The organism is Lawsonia intracellularis PHE/MN1-00, assembly GCF_000055945.1.
GTDB classification, from domain to species: Bacteria; Desulfobacterota; Desulfovibrionia; order Desulfovibrionales; family Desulfovibrionaceae; genus Bilophila; species Bilophila intracellularis.
The window spans coordinates 462,334-483,570 of the sequence record NC_008011.1; the positions used below are offsets into that span (position 1 = coordinate 462,334).

At 33.3% G+C, this 21,237-nt stretch carries 21 protein-coding genes and 1 tRNA gene; 14 read left to right on the forward strand and 8 right to left on the reverse strand.

Annotated elements, in window-relative coordinates; translation table 11 throughout:
* Positions 1-22: 22 nt before the first annotated feature.
* From LI_RS02040 to LI_RS02065, 6 genes are all read right to left on the reverse strand, one after another.
* Positions 23-892: a hypothetical protein gene (locus LI_RS02040; protein ID WP_011526455.1), complete on the reverse strand. Its 870-nt coding sequence runs from the start codon at positions 890-892 to the stop codon at positions 23-25.
* A 29-nt stretch (positions 893-921) separates the two neighbouring features.
* Complete coding sequence (locus tag LI_RS02045) at positions 922-1,803, reverse strand: tetratricopeptide repeat protein (protein WP_011526456.1); 882 nt, start codon at positions 1,801-1,803, stop codon at positions 922-924.
* Between the two features lie 22 nt (positions 1,804-1,825).
* Positions 1,826-2,137: an FtsB family cell division protein gene (locus LI_RS02050; protein WP_011526457.1), complete on the reverse strand. Its 312-nt coding sequence runs from the start codon at positions 2,135-2,137 to the stop codon at positions 1,826-1,828.
* A gap of 11 nt (positions 2,138-2,148) precedes the next feature.
* Positions 2,149-2,691 carry a CDP-diacylglycerol--glycerol-3-phosphate 3-phosphatidyltransferase gene (pgsA, locus tag LI_RS02055; RefSeq protein ID WP_041817078.1) on the reverse strand — a complete coding sequence of 181 codons (543 nt, stop codon included), beginning with the start codon at positions 2,689-2,691 and terminating at the stop codon, positions 2,149-2,151.
* Between the two features lie 165 nt (positions 2,692-2,856).
* Positions 2,857-3,675, reverse strand: a complete 819-nt coding sequence (locus LI_RS02060) for an Mrp/NBP35 family ATP-binding protein (protein WP_011526459.1) — start codon at positions 3,673-3,675, stop codon at positions 2,857-2,859.
* 80 nt (positions 3,676-3,755) lie between these two features.
* The gene (locus LI_RS02065) at positions 3,756-4,436 is read right to left on the reverse strand and encodes a protein-L-isoaspartate(D-aspartate) O-methyltransferase (RefSeq protein ID WP_011526460.1); all 681 of its coding nucleotides are present in this window, start codon (positions 4,434-4,436) and stop codon (positions 3,756-3,758) included.
* A 424-nt stretch (positions 4,437-4,860) separates the two neighbouring features.
* On the opposite strand from LI_RS02065, the gene LI_RS02070 reads away from it, so the two are divergent.
* The 14 genes from LI_RS02070 to LI_RS02135 all read left to right on the forward strand — a co-directional run bounded on the left by LI_RS02070 (position 4,861) and on the right by LI_RS02135 (position 19,093).
* Positions 4,861-6,174, forward strand: a complete 1,314-nt coding sequence (locus LI_RS02070; RefSeq protein WP_011526461.1) for a M23 family metallopeptidase — start codon at positions 4,861-4,863, stop codon at positions 6,172-6,174.
* Between the two features lie 248 nt (positions 6,175-6,422).
* Positions 6,423-7,298, forward strand: coding sequence for a 30S ribosomal protein S2 (gene rpsB / locus LI_RS02075; protein WP_011526462.1), 876 nt, complete (start codon positions 6,423-6,425; stop codon positions 7,296-7,298).
* Between the two features lie 25 nt (positions 7,299-7,323).
* Positions 7,324-8,208: a translation elongation factor Ts gene (tsf, locus tag LI_RS02080; RefSeq protein ID WP_011526463.1), complete on the forward strand. Its 885-nt coding sequence runs from the start codon at positions 7,324-7,326 to the stop codon at positions 8,206-8,208.
* A gap of 101 nt (positions 8,209-8,309) precedes the next feature.
* Complete coding sequence (locus LI_RS02085) at positions 8,310-9,290, forward strand: NAD-dependent epimerase/dehydratase family protein (protein WP_011526464.1); 981 nt, start codon at positions 8,310-8,312, stop codon at positions 9,288-9,290.
* Positions 9,291-9,293: 3 nt separating this feature from the next.
* Complete coding sequence (locus LI_RS02090; RefSeq protein WP_011526465.1) at positions 9,294-10,448, forward strand: DegT/DnrJ/EryC1/StrS family aminotransferase; 1,155 nt, start codon at positions 9,294-9,296, stop codon at positions 10,446-10,448.
* Positions 10,449-10,454: 6 nt separating this feature from the next.
* Complete coding sequence (locus tag LI_RS02095; protein ID WP_011526466.1) at positions 10,455-11,258, forward strand: glycosyltransferase family 2 protein; 804 nt, start codon at positions 10,455-10,457, stop codon at positions 11,256-11,258.
* Positions 11,259-11,278: 20 nt separating this feature from the next.
* Positions 11,279-11,995: a UMP kinase gene (gene pyrH / locus LI_RS02100; protein ID WP_011526467.1), complete on the forward strand. Its 717-nt coding sequence runs from the start codon at positions 11,279-11,281 to the stop codon at positions 11,993-11,995.
* Between the two features lie 3 nt (positions 11,996-11,998).
* Positions 11,999-12,565: a ribosome recycling factor gene (frr, locus tag LI_RS02105; protein ID WP_011526468.1), complete on the forward strand. Its 567-nt coding sequence runs from the start codon at positions 11,999-12,001 to the stop codon at positions 12,563-12,565.
* Positions 12,566-12,600: 35 nt separating this feature from the next.
* Positions 12,601-13,323, forward strand: coding sequence for an isoprenyl transferase (locus LI_RS02110; RefSeq protein WP_011526469.1), 723 nt, complete (start codon positions 12,601-12,603; stop codon positions 13,321-13,323).
* On the forward strand, positions 13,320-14,117 hold the full coding sequence (locus LI_RS02115) for a phosphatidate cytidylyltransferase (protein ID WP_011526470.1): 798 nt from the start codon (positions 13,320-13,322) through the stop codon (positions 14,115-14,117). Before LI_RS02110 ends, LI_RS02115 begins: the two co-directional genes overlap by 4 nt.
* Before the next feature lie 62 nt (positions 14,118-14,179).
* Complete coding sequence (gene dxr, locus LI_RS02120; protein WP_011526471.1) at positions 14,180-15,388, forward strand: 1-deoxy-D-xylulose-5-phosphate reductoisomerase; 1,209 nt, start codon at positions 14,180-14,182, stop codon at positions 15,386-15,388.
* Positions 15,388-16,512 (forward strand): RIP metalloprotease RseP, encoded by a 1,125-nt coding sequence (rseP, locus tag LI_RS02125; protein ID WP_011526472.1) that lies wholly within the window; start codon positions 15,388-15,390, stop codon positions 16,510-16,512. Before dxr ends, rseP begins: the two co-directional genes overlap by 1 nt.
* Positions 16,509-17,303: a tRNA (adenosine(37)-N6)-threonylcarbamoyltransferase complex dimerization subunit type 1 TsaB gene (gene tsaB, locus LI_RS02130; protein WP_011526473.1), complete on the forward strand. Its 795-nt coding sequence runs from the start codon at positions 16,509-16,511 to the stop codon at positions 17,301-17,303. The genes rseP and tsaB overlap by 4 nt, the downstream gene beginning before the upstream one ends.
* 743 nt (positions 17,304-18,046) lie before the next feature.
* Positions 18,047-19,093 (forward strand): DNA cytosine methyltransferase, encoded by a 1,047-nt coding sequence (locus LI_RS02135; protein WP_015353729.1) that lies wholly within the window; start codon positions 18,047-18,049, stop codon positions 19,091-19,093.
* A 107-nt stretch (positions 19,094-19,200) separates the two neighbouring features.
* On the opposite strand, the gene LI_RS02140 is transcribed toward LI_RS02135, so the two are convergent.
* Together LI_RS02140 and LI_RS02145 are read right to left on the reverse strand one after the other, a co-directional pair.
* A tRNA-Lys gene (locus LI_RS02140) sits at positions 19,201-19,276 on the reverse strand.
* A 190-nt stretch (positions 19,277-19,466) separates the two neighbouring features.
* A complete protein-coding gene (locus tag LI_RS02145) occupies positions 19,467-21,194 on the reverse strand; it encodes a proline--tRNA ligase (protein ID WP_011526475.1) in 1,728 nt (575 codons plus the stop codon).
* Positions 21,195-21,237 lie beyond the last annotated feature (43 nt).

Sequence of the window (21,237 nt, forward strand, 5' to 3'; positions counted from 1 at the left end):
ACTCATATTTTAACTGAATTAGCTATGGATTTTCTGAGTTTTCTAATAACGTATTTTGAGCCTCTATTTCTGTATTTTCTTGCAAATCAACAAGGAAACACTGATTAGTTTCTTCAAAAAACTTTCCAGATACAGGTGTTGCAAAAACTATTTCTTGATTACCTATAAAGTGAGATAACCAAAAAAATTCTCCATTTTGGTTAGATACCCTACCACTAACCGAATTTTTTAGTAATGATTCCCAATTTTCTTTAGCAAGGGGGGTATCTTCAAATGAAAACTGCCCTGACCATAATACAGCTTCTGGAGAAAAGATAACTAGAGCCTTACTATATGGTGAATATAATGATAACTTCTCTATGTCAAAATATACAACAAAAAGTGCTTTCATATCTGAGTCAACATATACAGGTACAGAAAAAAATACTTTGGGTCCAATACTTGTTTCTTGAACTGCTGCTCGAATATCACGCAACATCTTTCCTCTTGGCTTAGCCTCTATAATTTTGGCTAAATCAGATTTTTCTAATAGATTCTCTGGCTCTTGTGCTATTAGTTCTCCGTTTGGTTCAATAAGAACAACTCCAGATAACCAAGGAAATGTATTTAATAATGCTATAATACTTTCATCAGATGGGGGTTTGTCTGAGTTTTGAAGGTACCGTTGAAGAGCTTCAAGCTGTGTATCAATACCCATCATTCTTGAAGCTAGAATAACATCTTTTTCATCTAACTTATCAGTATCTGAGTAATTAATACAAGCTGGTTTATTAATATAGCTACCATAGAACTTTTTTGTCCTTTTCCATGAATTTGAAACACTCTGAATACCACAACCTGTGATAATAATTGTTAGTCCCAGACAAAGAACTATAAAAATATTACGGGACATTAATAACTCCTGATCCCTAGAATATAAATTTAACCTTTTGCTCTTTTTTCAAGACGTGTTACTAAGGCCTCTAACATAGCAATAACTTCAGCCTGATGATTGATATTATAACTGTTCGTAGTAGAACTACTAAAACTAGACGCATTCCTAGCCTGTGCTAACATTTCACTAAGCTCTACTTTTCTTGCATGTAAAGAAACTATCTCTTCATGATTAGTAGCTTGAGACTCTAATTCTTGATAAATTTTTATTGCACTTACAATATCTCCTTGTTCAGCAAGGACTTCTGCCATTGAACGTGTACAAACTGGAAAAGAATCATCCTTAGATTTAGATACTACTGCCATATCCTCCGGACGATCAAAAAAAAGCTCTTCACTATCACCGACTTCTTCTATGTCAACTATATCATTACTAGACTGAACTATACCAGATGACTGTGAGCTTGTCTGTAGTGAGGCAAATGACTGTTTAGTGTTAGAATAATGTGAAAACTCTGTTGATTTTCTTTCAGATAATCCTTTTAAACCATAAGATAAAAATTCTTTTAGCGTCAAATCTGGGTATAATACAAGAGCTGATATTAAACCCATATAAAGACCAAAGTCACCTCCAACCTGTGCACCAGATTGTCCCCATGCTGCCCAAAAATCAGGATATTGATTAAAAAGATTAGCAATTAAAATGCTTTCAGATGAGCAACCTTCCATATCTCCAATACTATATAGAAGATGTATTAAAAAAAGTCTTGCTTCAAGAAAATCTGGATGATGTTCAAGACCATGTCTTAGTGTCTCAAGTGCTTTTGTAACATCTCCAGACTCAAATAAAAGCTTTGCAAGAGGGAAAAAAACTCTAGAGCTTGGTTCTTGTTCTAATATTTCCTGAAACCATTCGATTTTGGGGGTCATTTAGGTGACTCCTAGGACCTAATTAATCTTTTTTTATTGTAATTAAATATAATATTTCATTATCTTTTACAAAATTTAGATGTTGCCTTATCATCTTTTCAATATAACTGGGATTACTATGCAATAATTGTATCTCATGACTTAACCTTGCAATAGTATCATCATATTTCTGTAACTCTTGAGTAATAGATTTATGTTGCAAAATCAATTCCCGATAAGAAATAAGACTGTGAGCACCCCAAACTAGTCTAACTACAAGTATAATATTTAATAAGATAGCTATCGATAATACTCCAAGCTTTAAAAAAGCTGATCTACTAGATACACTATACACACTTGTTATCCTTATTTATATTGCCAATTTTTATAAAAACTATAGAAATACTTTACTCCTGAAAGTACAGTGAGAATAAGGGCTATGTAAAGTAAAAAAAGTCCTATCTTATAAAAATCTATACCAAATAAGGAATAGTGTAAAAGAAGAGGAACAATAGCGACCATTTGAAGAATTGTTTTAATTTTTCCATAATTATCTGCTGCAATAATAATTCCTTCATCTGCTGCAATAGCTCTTAGGCCTGTAACAGCAAGTTCACGACCAATGATAATAATAGTTACCCATGCAGGAACCCAATCTAACTTCACAAACATAATAAGAATAGAACAAATAAGAAGTTTATCAGCTAATGGGTCAAGAAATTTACCAAAACTTGTCACCATATTTTCTTTACGAGCTATATGACCATCAAGATAATCTGTAACAGAAGCAATACAGAAAAGTAATGTAGCTAAAAAACAAGTTATTGGACCTTCAAAATAAAGTAATACTATTATGGGAATAACAAAAACAGTCCTGACTAAAGTAATAGAGTTTGCTAGATTAAGTATTATCTTCATCCAAATCATCCTCTTTCACATTGCTCTGATGTTTTAGCAAAACTTTTTCCTCAATCTTCGTTATCTTAACTCTACTAATATACTAGCAACTATTAACAACATATTATAATAATTAAGTTATTACCTACTGTTACTAATACAAAAACAGCTTTAATATTAAATGAGCCTTAATGCGTTTAATGTAGCTTCTGTAAGCTGCAAAAATTTTTCTTTAGCTTCTGAATGTTCTTCCATACAAACGACTGGCTTCCCACAGTCAGCTGCAACTACTGTTAAAGGATCAAGAGATATTTGACCTAATAAAAGAAGATTTTCCTTATCAGCAAGTTGAACACCACCATCTTTTTTAAAAATTTCAATTTCATGACCACAGTTAGGACAAGAAAGACCACTCATATTTTCTACAATACCTAAAATAGGTGCTTTAATTTGACGTAAAAAATCCAAAGCTTTTCTTACATCTGCCAAAGATATTTCTTGTGGAGTTGTAACAACAATACACTTTGCGTCTGGAATGGAATTAAGGACAGCCATATGCTCATCTCCTGTTCCTGGAGGGGAATCAATAAGAAGAAAATCAAGATTTCCCCAATAAACTCCACTTAAAAACTGCCTAATAGCTCCTACTTTTTTAGGTCCTTTCCAAACAATAGCTGTATCTTCTTTTTCTAAAAAAGAATCCATTGAAACTACACATAGCTTATCATTATAAAAAACAGGAATCATACGTCCTTGCTCATCAACTTCAACATGTCCTGAAAGACCTAATAAACGTGGGATGCTAGGACCATGAAGATCAACATCCAAAATACCAACACGGAAACCTTTTTGCATAAGAGAAACAGCAAGGTTTACTGTTACAGAGCTCTTACCAACACCACCTTTTCCACTCATAATAAAAAGTTTATGCTGAATAGTATCTATATTTTTTTTTAATTGCTTATCTTGCATAGCAGGTGAAAGAGGAATATTCATAGATAGTTATCCTTTAATTTAAGGATGTTAATAGTGTATGGATTCAATATATAAAAAAATAGAATTCCACTAGTATATATTTACCAACCATAATCTCCCACAAGGTCAACAAAAGCAACATTACCAATAACTGTTGATGTAACAGTGTTATTCTTTTTGGTTATACACATCAACTCTTGTTCTCGTGGGTTTTGACCGACAGGAATAACCATAACTCCTGGATCTCCTAGTTGATTAAGTAATGGTAAGGGGATATTTGGACCACCAGCAGTAACAATAATTCTATCAAAGGGAGCATGTTCCTCCCACCCTAAGGTCCCATCAGAAAGGCAAGTTCTAATTTTTCTATATCCTAACAAAAAAAATAATTCTTTTGTTTGAAAATACAACTCCCTAACACGTTCTAGACTAAATACCTCAAGACCTATATTGGCTAAGATAGCTGTCTGATAACCAGAACCAGTACCGATCTCAAGGACACTTAAACCTGGAGTCGGCTCAAGGAGGCTAGTCATAATAGCAACGATATATGGACGAGAAATAGTTTGCCCATAACCTATAGGGAGGGGATAGTCGTCATATGCACGACTTTGTAATGCTTCAGGAACAAATAAGTGTCGATGTACATTACGCATTGCTGTAAGAACATAAGAGTTAGTAATTCCTCTTTGTTCAAGTTGTGTAATAACCATACGCTCACGCTGACGCCTCAAATCGCTAGCCAAAGGAAAATTATTTTTTGATGTATGGTATCTCAACATTTATCCAAACTTTTTTGAAAAGAACCTAAACTAAATAGTACAATATCAACCTTTAATACCTAACTCAATAGTTAATTATAGTAGAATATTAATGCTATCTATATTTTCCTTATTGTTTTTATAGAATCACTATCCATTCTTTTATAATTTTTTTTTTACTATGTTAGTATATAGAGTTATCTTAACCAAATCTCTTTTCTAACTATCACTTAACAAAATGTTGCTTATTATAATATTTATTACTAACCAGTTACATAACCTATGTTACTTGCTGATTTGTTTTACTCTCATCATTTTTATTTTTTAACTTCACATAATCTTATATGAACACACTGATAGTTGCTTTTCTAAAAATAATACCATAAAAATTTTAAAGGAAATAACAGCCAGTTACTAAGTCTTATTTAATCTTTTGAGAGTGTATATGTCCAAGACAAAACTTCTTGTTATAACTATAGGAATAGCCAGTATTATTCTTGCCGCTGCTACTTACATTTTTTTCAAAAACACAGATCCACCTATTATATCTATGATTCAACCTACACAATATATTTCTCCAAGACAACCACTAACACTTACTATTACAAGTAAATACTCGCCTCTCAAACTTATTCAAATTATAGTGAAACAAAATGAATACACAAAAACACTTATCAATCAACCTATCATCAATGGACACCTTATAGAAACAGTTGATATAGACTTTAAAAAATCAGGCCTCCAAGATGGACCTTTTGAATTAATAGTTAAAGCACAAGACTCGTCCTACTCAAACTTTGGGAAAGGGAATATTTCTAACAAAACATGGGATATGAACTTTGACTCTCAACCACCACAAATTACAATCCATAGTCCTACCCCATCACTCCATAAAGGAAGTGCTACAGCTATTGCTTTCACTGTATCTAAGCCAGTAGCAGTTATAGGGGTTCAACTTGAAGAAAAATTTTTTCCAGCATTTCAGCAGGCTAATGGAACGTATTATTGCTTCTTTCCATTCCCAATTGAGTTTTCTCCAAAAACATTTAATCCAAAACTTTTTGCACAGGATCTTGCAGGTAATAAATCTTATATATCTGTTCATGTTCACTCATTAGAGCGCTCTTTCAAAATAGATACATTAACAATCACTGATACATTCTTAGATAAAAAAATGCCTAACTTTGAACAAAATTTTCCTGATACTCAAACACAAGTTGAACGCTATATTAAAGTGAATAGTATACTACGAATCGAAAATGAAAAAAAACTTATTGAAATTAGTAAAAAAACATCCCCTATGATGTTATGGTCAGGGAAATTCCATACACTCCCACGTGCAGCTGTTAAAGCTACCTTTGGTGAAAATCGAACATATATGTATCAAAATCAGAAGATTGATCAACAATTTCATATGGGGCTTGACCTTGCCTCAACAGCAAATGCTCCTATCCCTGCTGCAAATGATGGTATAGTGGTCTATACAGGCGACTTGGGAATATATGGGAACATTGTTATTATTGATCATGGATTAGGATTACAGACACTATACTCTCACTTAAGTAAAATTACAGCAAAAGAAGGTGACGTTGTAAAAAAGGGTGATCTAATAGGCTATACTGGCATGACAGGACTAGCTGGAGGTGATCATCTACACTTTGGTTTTCTTGTTGGAGGCATTCAAGTAAACCCTATTGATTGGCTTGATCCAAAGTGGATTAAAAATACTATTATAACCCGACTCAATAATAATGTATAACCTTTATAGAACATTATTCTATAAGTAAAACTAAAGCTTTTCTATAGATAAGATTAGTTGAAAAAAAGTCCTAATAATTATTGACATATTGTCTTGACATATCTTTGTTGTTCATTTTACTAGTTAACGGCTTTCTAAACTTCGTAAATAAACACACACTAACAGCGGTCTGGGGTGCCCCTATCTAAGAGGTAGTAAAGACCTGGGTTATTGTGGAAGTAAACCCCTTAACGTTTCAGGAGAATCTTATGGCTTATGTTAGCATGAAACAAATGCTAGAAACTGGTGTCCACTTTGGTCATCAAACTCGACGTTGGAATCCTAAAATGCGTCCTTATATTTTTGGAGCCCGTAATGGTATTCATATCATAGATCTTCAACAGACTGTAAAACTTTACCGTGCTGCTCATGATAAAATTGTAGAAACTGTTGCTGCAGGTGGAAGTGTTCTCTTTGTTGGGACTAAACGTCAAGCACAAGAAGCTATTGCAACTGAAGCTACTCGAGCAGGACAATATTATGTAGCTAATCGTTGGATGGGCGGAACTCTTACTAACTTCTCTACAATACAAAAAAGTATTGAACGTCTTAACCGTCTTGAAACTATGTTCTCTGATGGCTCTGTTAACAGATACCAAAAAAAAGAAATATTAACTCTCAACCGTGAAATGGATAAACTTGAGTTAACACTTGGTGGTATTAAAAATATGGAACGTCTACCACAACTCATTTTTATCATTGATCCTCATCGAGAAAATATTGCTGTAAAAGAAGGTCGTAAACTAGGAATTCCTATTATGGCTGTAACCGATACAAACTGTGATCCAGATCTTATTGACTATATTATTCCTGGAAATGATGATGCAATACGAGCTATAAAACTTTTTGTTACAGCTATGGCTGACGCCTGTATTGAGGGTGAAGCTTTACAAAAAGATACTAAGAATAAAAATCTTGAGGAAGAATTAAAACAAATAGCTACGGCTGAATGTAATAAAGAATCTACCTCTATAGAGCAAGAGCTTATTATAGCTTCTGAACAAACAGAAACAAAAGAAAATAATATTGAAGAATCAGTATCAGAAGTAGTTATTACTAATGAGTCTGAACTCATCACAGAATAATTTTATAATGCCCTGGAGATAGATTATGAGTATCAGTGCATCAATGGTGAAAACCTTACGTGAAAGAACTGGCGCAGGAATGATGGATTGTAAGCAGGCTCTTGAAGAAGCAAATGGAGATATGGAAAAAGCTATCGACTGGTTACGTCAACGAGGCCTCTCAAAAGCTTCAAAAAAAGCTGGAAGAGCAACAACAGAAGGTTTAATTGGTTGTCAAGTACTTCCTGGCTCAACATCTGCTGTACTTGTTGAGGTAATGTGTGAAACAGATTTTGTCTCTCGAGATGAAGTCTTTAAAAAATTTGTTGATGACATTGTTTCGCAACTTGTGGCAAATTTTCATAATAATGATGTTGATCTGCTTGATCAACCATCTGGAAATAAAAATCTTAGTATTAGAGATCTGTTAAATGAAACTATTGCTACTATAGGAGAAAATATTGTCATTGGCCGATCTATAAAGATGGAGTTAACACCTGGGAAAAATGGTATGATTGGACACTATGTCCATACTAATGGGAAAATTGCTGTTTTAGTAGAACTAGCAACAGAAACAAAAGAAACAGCCTCATCACCTAAGTTCCAAGAGTTAGCAAAGAATATAGCTATGCAAATTGCTGCAACAGCACCTCTTGCTCTTAATTCTGAAAGCCTTGATCCTTTAAAAATTGATCGTGAACGTGAAGTATATCGTCAAAAAGCACTGGAAGAAGGTAAGCCAGAAAACATGATAGAAAAAATTGTAGAGGGAGCTGTAAAAAAATATCTAAAAGAAGTTTGTTTATTGGATCAACCATATATTCGTGATGATAAACTTTCTATAGCTGAACTTATAAAAAAAGTTTCCAATGAAATTGGAGAACCTATATCTATTATAGAGTTTGTTAGGATCCAGCTAGGCGAAGAATAGCTTTAAGAAATAAAAAGGGGGCGTTTGCCCCCCTTTTTATATTATAACTTAGGATAAAAAAATATTTTCTATAGTATTATATAGTTCTAAACAGAGTCTCTATGCATACTTTTTCTAATGCTCACGTCCTTATCACAGGGGGTCTTGGATTTATTGGTTCTAACCTTGCGATTCGTTTAGTAAAAGAAGGAGCTAAAGTAACTATTATTGATAGTCTCATGCCTATGTATGGAGGGACTATGTATAATATTCATGACATTGCAGATAAAGTTAGAATTAATATCTCTGATATACGTGATCCCTATAGCATAAAAGCACTAGTAAAAAATCAAGATATTCTATTTAATCTTGCAGGCCAAACAAGCCATATAGACTCTATGATTGATCCATATACAGACCTTGATATCAACTGCAAAGCACAACTTTCTATCCTTGAAGCCTGTAAAAATAACAATCCTTCTATTCGTATTATTTTTGCAGGAACTAGGCAAATTTATGGAATACCTCAATATCTTCCTGTTGATGAAAAACATCCTGTGTACCCTGTTGATGTTAATGGTATCAACAAAATAGCAGGGGAATGGTATCATATACTGTATAATAATGTATATGGAATCAAAACATGCTCATTACGTCTAACAAATACTATTGGTCCACGGATGCGTATCCGTGATGATCGTCAGACATTTTTAGGGATATGGATTAAAAACGTACTTTGTGGGAAGCCTATTGAAGTGTGGGGAGGAGAACAATTAAGAGACTTTTTGTATGTTGATGATTGTATTGAAGCACTTCTTTTAGCGGCTAAAAATGAAAATACTTTTGGAAAAGTTTTAAATGTAGGAGGAAAAGAACCAGTCTCTTTACAACATGTTGCAGAATTACTTATTGAAGTTGTAGGTGAAGGAAGTTATATAATAAAAGAGTACCCTATGGATAGAAAAAAAATTGATATTGGTAACTATTATACTGATAATACATTGATATCTGATATCCTAAACTGGAAACCTACAACATCTTTACGTACTGCACTAAAAAAGACAATTGCTTATTATAAACCTATTCTTAATGAATACCTTTAATTCATGACTAACACTTACTCTATTCCTCAAGCTAACCCTAGCATTTACTTCCAACAGTATCGTGAAACTATTATAAAAAAAATAGAGGAAGTACTTAATAGTGGTTGTTATATTAACGGAGAGCAAGTTGAACTTTTTGAAAAGCAATTTGCCCAATATTGTAATGTAAAACATGCAGTTGGTGTAGCTAATGGAACCGATGCTATAGAACTTACACTTCGTGCGTTGAATATTGGCCCTGGAGATCTTGTTTTTACTGTTTCACATACAGCCGTGGCTACTGTTGCTGCCATTGAGCGTACAGGTGCCCTCCCTGTCTTAGTAGATATAACACAAAATACATATACAATGTGTCCTGTAAGTCTTGCTGAAACACTTGCAGCTGCTTATAAGGGAAAGTATCCTGGGAAGCCAGCAGCCATTATCCCTGTACATCTTTATGGAGAATGTGCAGATATGAATGAAATACTTCATGTTGCAGGACAGTTACCTGTTATTGAAGATTGCGCACAGGCTCATGGAGCTAAATATAATAATAAAAATGCTGGTAGTATAGGTATTGCAGGAACCTTTAGTTTCTATCCAACAAAAAATCTTGGAACACTTGGTGATGGCGGTTGCATAGTGACTTCTAACACACTCCTAGCAGAACAAATAAAAGCACTTAGAGAATATGGTTGGAAACAACGCTATATAAGTAACTTTCCTGGAATTAACTCTCGTCTTGACGAACTTCATGCAAGTATTCTTAATATATTTCTTCCAGTACTCAATAAATCTAATGAAATCCGTAGAAAAATTGCTAAGATATACCATGCTGAACTGCAAAAATTAAAAAATATACAATTACCATTAGAAAAACCCGATAGAACACATATATATCACTTATATGTTATCCAAGTAGATAATAGGGATATGTTAAAAATATTCTTGAGTAACAAAGGAATTACTACAGGTATTCACTACCCGCAACCCGTTCATAAACAACCAGCATATATCAATAGACTTCCCCTTTCACCACATGGACTACCTGAAACAGATAAAATTTTTCCAAAAATATTGAGCCTTCCTCTCTATCCAGGCCTTTCTGAAAATGATATATTGTATATTACATCAACTATACAAAAATATTTTGATTCATCCTCTCGGAATAACTAAATGAATATGTCTTCAACTAAGGATATTCCTCACTCAAAAATTACCCCTTCTATTACAGGCCTTGTTTTAACATATAATGGAGAAAGACTGCTTGAACATTGCCTTACTTCACTTCAATTTTGTAACCATATCCTTGTAGTAGATTCTTTTAGTTCTGATAGAACAATTGAAATTGCTAAATCTCATAATGTGCAATTTATACAAAATAAATGGAATGGTCCTGTTGCACAATTTACTTATGCTTTTCCCCTTATAAAAACAGAGTGGATCATAACCATTGATCAAGATGAAATATGCTCCCAAGCACTTCAAAATACTATTATAACAGCTATTCAAAATGTATCTCAAAATGTATGTGGTTTTTATGTCCCACGACGTTCATGGTATTATGATCGCTTTCTTAAATATAGTGGTTGGTATCCAGACTATCTTCTTAGAGTCTTTAGAAAAAATGGAATTTATTTTTCCCAACAAGGTGTTCATGAAAAAATACATCCTCATACACATACCAAAAAACTTATAGGGGATATCCTTCATTATCCATATAGTAGTTTTTATCAACACCTCGAAAAGATTAATAGTTACGCTCAATATGGTGCTGAAGATTTAGCTAAACAAAAAAAATCTGGTGGAATTTGTATAGCTATTTCTCATGGATTAGGACGATTTATACGAATATATATCCTAAAAAAAGGATTTCTTGATGGAAAAGCAGGTTTTATCAATGCAATTCATGGAGCATATTATGCATTTCTAAAATATATCAGAATAAATGAAGGAACTTGGGGAGCTCCATATAATCATCAATAGCCTTTAGAGAGAGTTATATTATGTCTCAAATGACATACAAAAGGGTACTACTTAAACTAAGTGGTGAATCACTTGCAGGAAGACAACTTACTGGTATTGATCCAGATACAGTGGCTGTACTTTGTAATGAACTTTCAAGCGTAATTGAATTAGGCCTTCAAATAGCATTAGTCATTGGAGGTGGCAATATTTTTCGTGGACTATCAGCTTCAGCAAAAGGTATGGATCGTTCATCAGCTGATTATATGGGAATGCTTGCTACTGTATTAAATGCCTTAGCTATTCAAGATACACTAGAAAAAAAAGGACACCCTACACGTGTTCTTTCTGCTATTGCTATGCAAGAAGTGTGTGAACCCTATGTAAGACGGCGTGCAATGCGTCATCTTGAAAAAGGAAGAGTTATTATTTGTGCTGCAGGTACTGGGAACCCATATTTTACTACAGACACAGCTGCTGCACTAAGATGTATGGAGCTTAAATGTGATGCTCTTATTAAAGCAACAAGAGTAGATGGTGTATATGACAAAGATCCTTTAAAATTTGATGACGCTGAAATGTTCAAACATCTAACCTATGAAGAAACATTACGTCGTCATATCAAAATAATGGATTCTACAGCTATCACATTAGCACAAGAAAATAATATCCCTATTATTGTTTGCAATATGTTTAATGGAAGCATTAAACGTGCTATACTTGGTCAAAATCCAGGAACTACTGTTGAAGGAGAATAAGAAATGGATACAGATAAAGATAAAATATTTCTAGATAGTCAAGAGCGTATGGTAAAAGCAATTACTTCCCTTGAAAAAGAATTTACAAAACTTCGTACAGGAAGGGCTTCCACCTCTATTGTAGATACTATCAAAGTTGATTATTATGGAACCCCAACACCTATAAATCAGTTAGCATCTATTGCTATCCCTGATAGTAGCAGCATCACTATTCAACCATGGGATAAAACTGCATTTAACCCTATTGAAAAGGCTATCCTTAAATCAGAATTAGGTCTTACTCCTATCAATGATGGAAAAATTATTCGTATCACTTTACCACCATTAACAGAAGATCGACGCAAAGATTTAGTAAAACTTGCTCGTAAATATGGAGAAGATACAAAAATTGCTATTAGAAACATTCGTCGTGATGCTAATGAACAACTTAAAAGACTTGAAAAGAATAAGTTTATATCTGAAGATGAATTAAAGGGATTTACTGAAGATATACAAAAAATGACAGATAACTATATAAAAGAAGTGGAAACTCACTGTAAAACTAAAGAAAAAGAAATTATAGAAATATAAAAATACTTATAAAGTTATAACGCTCCTTTCAACATATGTCTAATCCAATACCAAAACACCTTCCCTCTCATATTGCTATTATTATGGATGGCAATGGTCGATGGGCAAAACAACGTGGTATGAATCGCACAGAGGGTCATAAACAAGGTGCATTAACTGCAAAATCAATTGTAACAACATGCAGAAAAATTGGTATCAAATACTTAACCCTTTATACATTTTCTACAGAAAATTGGGGTAGACCAAAAGATGAAATACATTTTCTCTTTCAATTATTGGTTTCATTTTTAAAACAAGAAGTTCACTTATTAGAAGAAAACGATATTTGTCTTACTGTATATGGTGATCTCACAAAACTCCCTTTACTAGCAAAAAAAGCCTTACAACATGCCATTGCAAGAACTAAACATTGTCAAAGTATGACTGTAAATTTAGCAATTAACTATTCTGGACGCACAGAATTACTATATGCTGTAAAAAAAATGTTAACTGACAGACTTAACGCCAACGATCTTAATGAAGAAATATTCCGCAACTATCTTTACTCTAAACAACAACCTGATCCAGATCTGCTTATAAGAACAAGTGGAGAAAAAAGATTAAGTAACTATTTAATATTTCAAACAGCTTATAGTGAACTTTTTTTTACAAATACACTATGGCCTGACTTCACAGAAGAAGAACTTTATGCCATCTTAAAAGAATATAATGAACGAAACCGCAGATTCGGGCTCACACAGGAGCAACTACAACAATGAATCAAGAAAAAAACTTTCCAAGGATCATTACTGGCGGTCTTCTTTTACTTCTCCTATTTACTATGCTTATCTTATCAGGAGTTTATATTTTTTTACTAACACTTCTATTTACACTCCTTGCAATGTGGGAATTCTATGCCATGTTTTGGCATGGAGATGAAGGCATAGGAGGACGTTTGATCTCCCTTCTTATGGGAGGAATCATTCTCACAACAGGATGGCTTAGCCAGGAAGCATTACTTCCTATCATTGGTATTTCTTTTATTTTTATTACAGTTTACACTCTTATCACTAGTTCACATAGTACTGCTCTTTATTTCAAACAAGTTGGTATTCTTCTTTTTGGTATTTTCTATATACCTATCCTTCTTGTTCCTATTCTTTGGTGTACACCTTTGGAACAATTCTTTCTTATTTGTATTGTAGCTATTTCTGATAGTGCAGCTTACTTTGTTGGTCTTACTTATGGTAACCATAAAATTTGGCCTAAAATTAGCCCCCGAAAAAGTATTGAAGGAAGCGCAGCAGGTCTTATTGCATGCATTATTATATCAAGTATATTAGGAGTTATTACAGGTAAAGCAAATATACTTTCATTTATTATTCTCACTTCTATACTTGGGATTGTAGCACAACTTGGTGACTTTTTTGAATCAGCCCTCAAACGTGCTACACATCTTAAAGATTCAGGTACAATTCTACCTGGGCATGGTGGTATTCTTGATCGTTCAGATAGTTTATTATTTGTCATACCAACATATGCACTTTTAAAAAGTTTTATTGTCTACTTTTGAATAAAATACTATTTTTACCCCTTAACTAATTTTTAGTTAATATTACTGTATGGTGTAGTTTAATGTTTACCTATATAACATCTCTTCCTTCTCCTGAATGGGAAAAAAGTTTTCCAAGAACAATTTCCATTCTTGGTTCAACTGGTTCAATTGGGACAAATGCACTAGATGTTATAAAGTCACATAAAGAACTCTTTCATATTGTTGCATTAGGTGGAGGGAAAAACGTTCAACTACTTGCAAAACAAGCAATACAATGGAAACCCGACTATCTTGCTGTTCAAGACGAAACTTCAAAAGAAGCTCTTATTCCCTTACTACCAATCAACTATAAACCATCTATATTTGTTGGTCAGCAAGGGTATGTAAAACTTGCCTCTCTTCCTGAAGTTACAACGGTTCTTTCTGCTCAAGTTGGTGCCGCAGGACTTCATGGAACAGTTGCAGCAGCAAAAAACGGAAAAGTTATTTGTCTTGCTAATAAGGAAACATTAGTATTAGCAGGAAAACTAATCAAAAATCTATGCTTACAATCTGGAGCAGTCATCTTACCTGTTGACTCTGAACATAATGCTATCTTCCAAGCACTATACACAAGAAATCCTAAAACTGTACAAAACATTATTCTTACTGCATCTGGTGGACCATTTAGAAATAAAAAATATGAATTTTTAAAAAATGTAACACCAGAACAAGCTATTAATCATCCCAACTGGAAAATGGGTACAAAAATTAGCGTTGACTCTGCAACAATGATAAACAAAGGTCTAGAAATAATAGAAGCACACTATCTCTATGGATTACCATCAGAGCAAATTAAAATTGTAGTACACCCACAATCATACGTTCATTCATTAGTAGAATTTACAGATCACTCTCTTATGGCACACCTTGGTACTGCTGATATGCGTATGCCTATTGCTCACTGTCTTGCCTGGCCTAACTATCTTAATGTTGGAGTTGAACCATTTGTTCTTTCTAAAATTGGAACCTTGACATTTGAAGAGCCAGATTTAGATTCTTTTCCATGCATTAACCTTGCAAGAGATGCTCTTGTTGCAGGAACTAGTGCACAGATTATATTAAATGCTGCAAATGAAGTAGCTGTTGATGCATTCCTAAAAAAACAAATTGGATTTATGGATATACCTATTTTGATCTCTAAAGCATTAGAAGCTGACTCTACACCTGAACCAACGACACTTGAGTCAATAGAAGCACTGGATCAACAAACTCGTCATACTATAAGTCAATGGATAGAGGTTCATTAATGGATTTTTTACAAACTTTTGTTTCACAATGGAATAATGCCCTTGCGGTAGTTGTTGTACTTGGTGCCTTAATTTTCTTCCATGAACTTGGACACTTTATGATGGCACGGATATTAGGTATTGGAGTTAAAACATTTTCTTTAGGATTTGGACCAAAAATTTTCACTATAGGAAAAAGAAAAACAAAATACAGCTTATCACTTATTCCTCTTGGAGGATATGTATCTTTAGCAGGAGAAGAAGATGAAGATGAAAATAAAAAAATAGAACAATCATCACAAATAACAGATGAATTATTTTTGCCTACAGAAAAATTTTCTAATCGTCCCCCATGGCACCGATTACTTGTTGTTCTTGCAGGACCTGTTGCAAACATACTCCTTGCTTTTTTCATTTATTGGGGTGTATCATGGGTACAAGGTAGTACATTTCTACTCCCTATTATTGGGACAATCACAGAAAATAGTCCTGCAGAACATGCAGGACTTCTTCCAGGAGATATTATTACACGTGTAGATGGGATGCCTGTTTCCCAATGGGATCAGGTTGCTGAATATATTGCTGAAAGCCAAGGAAATGAAGTTACTATAACGCTTTCTCGAGATGATAAACTCCTTGAGTTTCGCTTAACACCTGAAGAAAAATCACGTACAAATCTCTTTGGAGAAAAAAAGCCTGCATGGTTAATTGGTATCAGTGCACAAGGAGATATAGAAACACGTCCACTATCCTTTCTTGCTGCTTCGGTTACTGGTTTAAAAAAAACATGGTTTTCTATTAGTTTTACATGTGAAAGTCTTTTAAAATTGTTCCAGAAAGTTGTTCCATTGGACAGCATTGGTGGACCTATTCTTATTGCTCAACTAGTAGGTCAACAAGCAAATGCTGGTATCATACCTTTACTCCTCTTAACAGCACTTATAAGTATTAATCTTGGGGTACTTAACTTACTACCAATACCTATCCTTGATGGAGGACATGTTGTATTCCTTCTGTTAGAGATGATATTCCAGCGTCCTATTAGTCCCTTCATCAAAACTGTATCTATGCGTATTGGTATTGTTCTTCTTCTTAGCCTTATGGTCTTTGCCACTTGGAATGATATTATGAGGCTCGTTTCATGAGAGATTTAACTCTCACTTTAGGAATTTCAGAACAACATCTTCATATAGTTTTTATTAAAGATGAAGAAATACAATATATAAAAGAACGTTCTATAACATCTAATGGGACTGAGATATTAGGACCTCTCATCATAGAGTCACTGGAAAAAGCACAGTTTTCTCTACAACAAATTTCTCGAATTGCTTGTATTGCTGGACCAGGAAGTTTTACTGGTTTAAGACTTGCTCTAACCACTGCTATTGCTATGAGACGTGCTTTGTCTATTCCATTAGCAACACTGAATTATCTACATGTGATTGCAGCTAGCGCATGGGCACTCCCAGAGCTGCAGAACATCTCATTACTTCCTAGTTTACTTAGAGTCATTACTTATGCACGTCAAAAGCTTTTATATATACAAGATTTTTTAGTAACTAAAACTTTTCCTATGCCAATAGCAAAGCCACGAATATCTTCTATAGAAGCATCCATTCAAACAAAAGACCCTATACTTTTTATGGGCTCAGGGATACAATACAACTACTCGTTTTTTGCAGAACATGCTCTTATTAATCCAAATATACTATTATTTCAAAAAAAAATCTCCATTTCTCCATATGCATTACTTCAACTAGTAAAAAACATTCCTCATGAAGAATGGAAACATAATGATCCTGAACCACTATATCTTCGGCACTGTGATGCTGTAGACAATTTATCTTCTATTAGTTTAAAACAAGGTAAAAACCCTGAAGATGCTTGTTCAACATTTAAAAAAATTGTTACTCAACCACCTCTATTAGTTACATAAAAATTTTTATTTAATATTTTTTTAGTATTTTTTATAAAAAACTAGCTTAAAAGAAATAAATGATTATTATTTATTTCTGTTTTTAGAATATATTTAGAACTACTCCACTATATACTCTTTAAATAAAAATAATCTTTTTTCTTCCTATCATAACTCTCTACTATTAATAACTACCCCAATTGTTCTTAAAGAAGTAATTATCCTCAAAGTTAACTCAACTGAAAATTTAACAATTTTGTGAAAGAAGATAGTGAGTTAATCCTTACTCATAGTCTTTTTAAAAATCTTTCTAGCTCTTTTGAACTAAGATAGTTAGAAGAATCTATTGCTTATAATAAGAAGAAAAAAGAAATAGAAAATAAGATGTATTCTTTTCAGGGAGAGTAAAAAAACTGATGGTAAAACAATACCTCTGGCAGACTTAACTCATTATAAATATGCTGTTAATATGCCTGTTGGGACTAAAGTATAGTATTAGAACTTTAGAGGATAAGTTAATTACTATCAAAAAGATGGTACAAAAACAACTTCACCTAATTAATCAAGAATAATTTCTTGATGTATCTATAGTAATAACTTTCTAATCTTACTTAATGAAATAATATTTTATATTATTTTTTTAACTATAACAGACTATAGTCTGTTATAGTTAATTCCATTAAACTATACATTTATTTATCATATATTGTTAAATAATACTTACTCTTTTATTTATATTATACTCTAACTATTCTAAAAATGCTATGAATTTGAAAGTATTATCTTTATTCAGTGGTTGTGGTGGGTTAGATTTAGGTGTAGAAGGTGGATTTTTAGTACATAAAGAATGCATTCATGCTACTAGTGATACTCCATGGATTTGTTTACCTAAAAATAGATTTAATGTCATTTTTGCTAATGATATTATGGCACAAAGTAATGTTGTCTGGTCTTCAAATTTCACAGGTACATTTCAACTAAAATCAATAGCAGACTTATTGAACGAAAATTTTCAATTTCCTAAAGCAAATCTTGTGATTGGAGGCTTTCCCTGTCAAGATTTTTCTGTTGCAGGAAAAAGAGAAGGATTAAAAACTCAAAGAGGCTCTTTATACCACTGTATGACTGAAGTCATACAACAAGTTTCTCCAGAAGCATTCATTGCTGAAAATGTATATGGTTTATTTTATATTCCTGGTGTACGTGAAAAAATTACATCTGACTTTGAACAAATTGGATACACCGTCTTTTCTTTCCTTTTATTTTCAAATGAGTATGGAGTACCACAAATAAGAAGACGAGTATTTTTTATTGGTCTCAAAACTGAAGCTCTTAAAAGAAAAGTTTCTATTAATGAGATTATTCCTCCTAAAACTCATCAAAAATTTGTTTCAGTGGGAACAATTTTTAAAGATCTTCAAGAACCAGAATATACTTTGGATAAAGAACAACAAATTTACTCAAAAAGCAAATTCTATGGCTCTCAATGGGAAGGAAATAGAGAGGTTGATTTATCTTTGCCTTCACCAACGCTACGAGCTAGTGGCCCAGAATTCAGAAGATTATCTAAGGAACATGGTGGGAAACATTTAGATGAATTAAAAGATGGAAAAATTGAACGACGGTTAACTGTTAGAGAATATGCAAGAATCCAAACATTTCCTGATGACTTCATTCTTATGTTTAATAAAAATAACGAAGAAATAATTTCAATGACATCTGCCTATAGACTTATTGGAAATGCTGTTCCACCATTACTTGCATACCATGTAAGCAAAAGACTAGATGAGCTCTGGTTTGATATTTTTTAATTCTATGGTTTCTTTTTATCATCTATAGATTAACTAAAATAACATAGCAGATTATTTATGTATAAACCCTATATAGCATGTACTATATAGGGTTTATACATAAATTCTGGTGGGTCGTGCGGGATTCGAACCTGCGACTCTCTGCTTAAAAGGCAGATACTCTACCTGCTGAGTTAACGACCCTTTTTATGAACTGGGTTTTTATAGAAACTCTATCTAAACATGTCAACCCCTGACATTTCTAACTAACTTCATATTTTATCAATAATTATATATAGTTATATATTCATAATAAAATTTCAATAAAAATAAATTGTAACTATAAAGGAACTAATCTAAATTTAGCCCTTGAGTACCAGCTACTATAACAAAGTTAAGATAGTCCCCAAGTTACATAGACAGTATCACGCCAAGAGTAAAAGTCTGTAAAAAATCTTTCTAAAGAAAATGAAGACTTCTCGCCTGTTTTTCTATTTTTTACTTCTATAATACCATTTGCAAGACTTTTAGCTCCAATAATAACTTGTATTGGAAAACCTAACAGATCAGCATCATTAAACTTTATTCCAGGCCGTTCTTCACGATCATCTAAAAAAACCTCTATCCCTTCTGATAAAAAAAATTGATATATTTCTGATGCTTTCATAACCACTGATTCATCTCTAGGATCAAGATTGATCAACATAATTTCAAATGGTGCTAATGGAGGAGGAAATATAATACCATACTTATCGTTATTTTGTTCTATACATGCAGCAATAACACGAGATACGCCTATCCCATAACATCCCATAACCATAAGTTGCTCTTCTCCATTTTCATCAAGAAAAAAAGCATTCATTGATTTAGAATATTTTGTTCCAAGCTTAAAAACATGACCTACTTCAATTCCTTTTGTAAGAGCAATTTCTCTACCACATGAAGGACAACCATCTGCATCTGTAATAAGTCGTATATCAGCAAAAGTAATATTCTGGACATCTCTAGCTAAGTCAACATGAAGAATATGTTTATCGGGTTTATTAGCTCCTACAACCCAATCATTATAAACCATTAATTCATGATCTGCGATAATAGGTCCAGCAGTAAATCCTACAGGTCCAGCAAATCCTACAGGAGCTCCTGTCCACTGATGAACTTGTTCAGGAGTTGCCATAGTTATTACTGTAGCATCCAGCATATTTTTAACTTTGACTTCATTAACCTCTCTATCACCTCTTACTAATACTGCTACAGGCTTATTATCTATTGTGTATAAAATTGTCTTGATAATTTGTTGCTCAGGAATAGTAAGAAATGTGCTTACCGCTTTAATTGTATGTTGACCAGGTGTAACAACCTCTTCCATGCTCTTCTCTAAAGTTAAAGCCTTAGTTTGAGGAGGTAAAGTTGCTGCATGTTCAATATTTGCTGCCCAATCACATTTTCTACAAAAGGCGATAGTATCTTCTCCTGAATCTGCTATTACCATAAATTCATGAGAAAAATTTCCTCCTATGGAACCTGAATCTGCCTCTACTGCTCTAAAATCTAATGCCATACATGTAAAAATAGCTTTATAAGCATCAAACATTGTATGATAACTGATATCAGCTCCTTCATTATCTTGATCAAAAGAATATGCATCTTTCATGAGAAATTCACGAGCCCTCATAAGGCCAAAACGTGGTCGAATTTCATCACGAAACTTTGTCTGAATTTGATAAACATTAATTGGAAGTTGACGATAAGAACGAACTTCTCCTCTAAGTAAATGTGTTACAACTTCTTCATGTGTAGGTCCAAGACAATACTCTCGATCATGCCTATCTTTAATCCTAAGAAGTTCTTTTCCATATTGATCCCAACGGCCTGACTCTTTCCATAAGTCAGCAGGTTGAACCATAGGCATTAAAATTTCTTCCGCACCTATTCTATTCATCTCACTTCTTATAATAGATATCGCTTTATTAAGCGTCTTTAGCCCCAATGGTAACCATGTATAAATACCTGAAGTAAGTTTACGAATCATTCCAGCACGGATTAATAATTTATGACTAAGCAATTCAGCATCACCAGGTGCTTCTTTTAATGTAGGGATATAACACTGCGACCAACGCATAATGACCTCAAATTATTATAATAGTTTAATACAATAAAAATAG

Coding starts and splice junctions, on each gene's coding strand:
- LI_RS02040 (WP_011526455.1), bottom strand. CDS start 892: ATGTCCCGTAATATTTTTATAGTTCTTTGTCTGGGACTAACAATTATT.
- LI_RS02045 (WP_011526456.1), bottom strand. CDS start 1,803: ATGACCCCCAAAATCGAATGGTTTCAGGAAATATTAGAACAAGAACCA.
- LI_RS02060 (WP_011526459.1), bottom strand. CDS start 3,675: ATGAATATTCCTCTTTCACCTGCTATGCAAGATAAGCAATTAAAAAAA.
- LI_RS02065 (WP_011526460.1), bottom strand. CDS start 4,436: ATGTTGAGATACCATACATCAAAAAATAATTTTCCTTTGGCTAGCGAT.
- LI_RS02070 (WP_011526461.1), top strand. CDS start 4,861: ATGTCCAAGACAAAACTTCTTGTTATAACTATAGGAATAGCCAGTATT.
- rpsB (WP_011526462.1), top strand. CDS start 6,423: ATGGCTTATGTTAGCATGAAACAAATGCTAGAAACTGGTGTCCACTTT.
- tsf (WP_011526463.1), top strand. CDS start 7,324: ATGAGTATCAGTGCATCAATGGTGAAAACCTTACGTGAAAGAACTGGC.
- LI_RS02085 (WP_011526464.1), top strand. CDS start 8,310: ATGCATACTTTTTCTAATGCTCACGTCCTTATCACAGGGGGTCTTGGA.
- LI_RS02090 (WP_011526465.1), top strand. CDS start 9,294: ATGACTAACACTTACTCTATTCCTCAAGCTAACCCTAGCATTTACTTC.
- LI_RS02095 (WP_011526466.1), top strand. CDS start 10,455: ATGTCTTCAACTAAGGATATTCCTCACTCAAAAATTACCCCTTCTATT.
- pyrH (WP_011526467.1), top strand. CDS start 11,279: ATGTCTCAAATGACATACAAAAGGGTACTACTTAAACTAAGTGGTGAA.
- frr (WP_011526468.1), top strand. CDS start 11,999: ATGGATACAGATAAAGATAAAATATTTCTAGATAGTCAAGAGCGTATG.
- LI_RS02110 (WP_011526469.1), top strand. CDS start 12,601: ATGTCTAATCCAATACCAAAACACCTTCCCTCTCATATTGCTATTATT.
- LI_RS02115 (WP_011526470.1), top strand. CDS start 13,320: ATGAATCAAGAAAAAAACTTTCCAAGGATCATTACTGGCGGTCTTCTT.
- dxr (WP_011526471.1), top strand. CDS start 14,180: ATGTTTACCTATATAACATCTCTTCCTTCTCCTGAATGGGAAAAAAGT.
- rseP (WP_011526472.1), top strand. CDS start 15,388: ATGGATTTTTTACAAACTTTTGTTTCACAATGGAATAATGCCCTTGCG.
- tsaB (WP_011526473.1), top strand. CDS start 16,509: ATGAGAGATTTAACTCTCACTTTAGGAATTTCAGAACAACATCTTCAT.
- LI_RS02135 (WP_015353729.1), top strand. CDS start 18,047: ATGAATTTGAAAGTATTATCTTTATTCAGTGGTTGTGGTGGGTTAGAT.
- LI_RS02145 (WP_011526475.1), bottom strand. CDS start 21,194: ATGCGTTGGTCGCAGTGTTATATCCCTACATTAAAAGAAGCACCTGGT.